This window comes from Mycobacterium sp. 1165178.9, from assembly GCF_001673555.1.
GTDB lineage: Bacteria > Actinomycetota > Actinomycetes > Mycobacteriales > Mycobacteriaceae > Mycobacterium.
Map to the genome: position 1 here is coordinate 1 of NZ_LZMB01000174.1, position 3,195 is coordinate 3,195.

At 72.6% G+C, this 3,195-nt stretch carries 5 protein-coding genes; 1 reads left to right on the forward strand and 4 read right to left on the reverse strand.

The genetic code is table 11. The annotated features are described in order from the left end of the window. The coding region (locus tag A5652_RS08480; RefSeq protein WP_197513841.1) for a sugar phosphate nucleotidyltransferase at window positions 1–582 on the forward strand (582 nt) is incomplete at its 5' end. Window positions 583–666: 84 nt separating this feature from the next. Here A5652_RS08480 and A5652_RS08485 read toward each other — a convergent pair. The 4 genes from A5652_RS08485 to A5652_RS08495 all read right to left on the reverse strand — a co-directional run. Then, window positions 667–1,206 carry an NUDIX hydrolase gene (locus tag A5652_RS08485; protein ID WP_067349145.1) on the reverse strand — a complete coding sequence of 180 codons (540 nt, stop codon included), beginning with the start codon at window positions 1,204–1,206 and terminating at the stop codon, window positions 667–669. Next, a complete protein-coding gene (locus tag A5652_RS29125; RefSeq protein ID WP_156745224.1) occupies window positions 1,203–1,376 on the reverse strand; it encodes a hypothetical protein in 174 nt (57 codons plus the stop codon). The genes A5652_RS08485 and A5652_RS29125 overlap by 4 nt, the downstream gene beginning before the upstream one ends. A 10-nt stretch (window positions 1,377–1,386) precedes the next feature. Continuing rightward, entirely contained in the window at window positions 1,387–2,739 is a 1,353-nt protein-coding gene (locus tag A5652_RS08490; RefSeq protein ID WP_067349148.1) for a coenzyme F420-0:L-glutamate ligase, read from the reverse strand. After that, on the reverse strand, window positions 2,736–3,195 hold a 460-nt coding region (locus A5652_RS08495), incomplete at its 5' end, for a 2-phospho-L-lactate transferase CofD family protein (RefSeq protein ID WP_197513842.1). The genes A5652_RS08490 and A5652_RS08495, both read right to left, overlap by 4 nt.

Consider the following 3,195-nt stretch of genomic DNA (forward strand, 5'->3'; position numbering starts at 1 on the left):
CCGCCGACCGACCAGATCAACGCCGGGTGCTACGTCTTCTCGCGCGCGATGATCGACCGGATTCCGCGCGGCCGCGAGGTCTCGGTGGAACGTGAGGTGTTCCCTGCGCTGCTCTCCGATCCCGGCGTGAAGGTCTGCGGCTACGTCGACGCCAGCTACTGGCGCGACATGGGTACGCCGGAGGACTTCGTCCGCGGCTCGGCGGATCTGGTGCGCGGCATCGCCCCGTCGCCGGCGCTGCACGGCCACCGCAGTGAACAGCTGGTGCACGACGGCGCGGCGGTGTCGCCGGGCGCGGTGCTGATCGGCGGCACGGTCGTCGGGCGGGGAGCCGAGATCGGCCCCGGTGTCCGGCTGGACGGCGCGGTGATCTTCGACGGCGTCAAGGTCGAGGCGGGCAGCGTGATCGAGCGTTCGATCATCGGCTTCGGCGCCCGGATCGGCCCGCGGGCGCTGATCCGCGACGGCGTGATCGGCGACGGCGCCGACATCGGGGCGCGCTGCGAGTTGTTGCGCGGCGCCCGCGTTTGGCCCGGTGTGTCCATTCCCGACGGCGGGATCCGCTACTCGTCCGACGTCTAGGCGGCTTGGGGTCTCCCCTCCTGTTCGCCGTGAAGCTAGCCGCACATTCGAGGCCGAACGTGAAGCCAGCTTCACACTCAGCGGCTACCCGGTGCGCGTGGCCCGGGCGACCAAATAGGCCAGCGCGTAATCCGTCCCGTCGGGCAGGGCGTCGGCGGGCCACCACCGCAAGTCGTCCGACTCGTCGCTGATCGCGATCTGCGCGCCGGCCGGCGCGTGCGCGACGAACTGCAGATCCAGATGGCGGGTCGGCACGCCCAGCGAGCAGGTCACCGGGTGCACATGCAGCGCCGCCAGACGGGGTTCTATGCGCAGCGCGTCGATCCCGGACTCCTCGGTCGCCTCGCGCAGCGCGGCGGCGATGACGTCGGCGTCGTCATCGTCGCAGTGGCCGCCCAGCTGCACCCACCTTCCGAGGCGGGGATGCAAGGTCAGCAGCACCTGGCCGCCGGAGTGGTCGAGCACCAGCGTCGACGCGGTCACGTGGCCCGGCACGCACTCGCGCCGGCACGCATCGCTGCGGGCGTGCACGAACGCCAACACCGCGTGGCGCAACGAATCCTGGGCCGGGCCGGGTGGCTCCCAATTCGACAGCATCGCGATCGCCGACTCCCGAACGCTCATCGTGACCTGGTGTCGTGGATCAGTCCGGACAGCCGGGCACTGCGCGAGACGAGCGGGGCCGCGCGGACCCGCCCGGTTAGGAAGCGGACCACCGGCGCGGGGGTGTGCGCGGGGGTGTGGTAGCCGCCGCGGACCTTGTCGGGGGAGGCCGCCTTGCCGGCGAACTTCATGGGCTCAGTATCACTTGCGGATCAGCAGATCACCGGGGTCCGCCGGATCGCGCGGGCCGGCCGGTTCGGCGGCGTAGCCGATGGCGATGGCCCCCAACGGGTCCCAATCGGCGGGCAGCCCGAGCTCGGCGCGTACCAGGTCGGCGGCGAAGATCGTCGAGCCTATCCAGCAGCTGCCCAGCCCGCGTACCGCCAGCGCGACAAGCAGGGCCTGCACGGCCGCGCCGACCGCCACGGTGAACATGGTGTGCTCGGCGTCGGTGCGGGCGGCGTCGGGATAGAAGTGGGCGCCCTCTGGCACCAGAATCGGGATGACGACTTCTGGCGCGTCGTAGAGGATCTGGCCGCGCGCCACCCGGCGGTCGATCGAGTCGGGCGGCCGGCCGTCACCGGCGAGGTCGGCGCGCCACTTGTCCTTCATGCGATCCAGTAGCCGCGTCCGGGTGGCCCGGGTCCGGAGCCAGACGAACCGCACCGGGCGGGTGTGGTGCGGGGCCGGCGCGGTCAGCGCTTCGGCGACGGCGGCTTCCAGCAGATCCGCCGGCACCGGCTCGCCGCTGAACCGGCGCACCGATCGGCGCAGCAGTTGCGCCTCGCGGCGGCCGGCCTCGAGGGCTTCGGCGGTACCGAGCCAGAACAGGTCCTCGGTGCCCGGCCGGAGCAACTGCCGCGCCGTCGACCCGTCGTCGGTCACGGACATGCCGCGCACCACCGCCACCGGCATCGCGGTCAGTTTCCCCTTGACCAGATCGGCGGCCGCGGCGATCTCGTCGGCCACCGCCACCTCGGTGACCAGCAGCTCGTTGCCGTGCTGATCGACGGCCCCCGAATAGCCGTGCAGCACAGCCAGACCCGCGGCGCCGACGGCCGCGTCGGTCTGGCCGTTGCGCCAGGCGCGGCCCATCGTGTCGGTGATGACCACGGCGACCTCGACACCGAGGCGCTCGCGCAGCTCGGCCCGCAGTGCCGCGGCGCTGCCGTCCGGGTCGACCGGGAGCAGCGCCAGTTCGTCGCGCCCGACGTTGGATCCGTCCACGCCCGCGGCGGCCTGCACCAGGCCGATCCGGTTCTCGGTGATCAGGGTTCGGCCTTTGCGGGCCAGCACCCGGACGGCTTCGTCGTCGACCAGCTTGCGCCTCAGTCGGTCGCGCTCCTCGGGATCCTGCGGCGCAGGCACCAGCCGGCCCTCGCACTTGGATACCGCCTTGCTGGTGACCACGACGACGTCGCCGTCGCGCAGCCATGGAGCGGCCGCGGCGACGGCCGCGCCCAGATCGTCGCCCGGCCGGAATTCGGGCAGCCCGGCGACGGGCAGGATTTCGATCGCGGCGGCGGTGCCGTGCTCGCCGGGCGCGGGGGTCATGGGGTCACTCCCGCCAGGTCGAGCCCGGCCCTGACCATCTCGGCCGTCGCCTTGGGGTCGGTCATCACCAGCGGCACCGAGCGCACCGCGATGCCGTCGACGTCTGCGCGGTCGTCTTCGCTCACCAGCCAGCCGTCCAGGATGCCGGTGTCCCGTCGCGCGCCGTAGTGCCGGGCGACCGCCTCGGCGGTGGACTCGATCCCGATCACCGACAGGCAGGCATCGGCCATGCCGCGCAAAGGCTTTCCACCGATGATCGGCGAGTAGCCGACGATCGGTGCGCTCGCGGCGCGCAACGCGCCGCGAATGCCGGGGACGGCCAGGATCGCGCCGACGCTCACCACCGGGTTGGAGGGCGCCAGCAGGATGACGTCGGCGTCCGCGATGGCCGCCGTGGCATCAGTTGTGGCGGCCGCCTTTTCGGCGCCGACGAATGCGAAGCTGTGCGTGGGCACC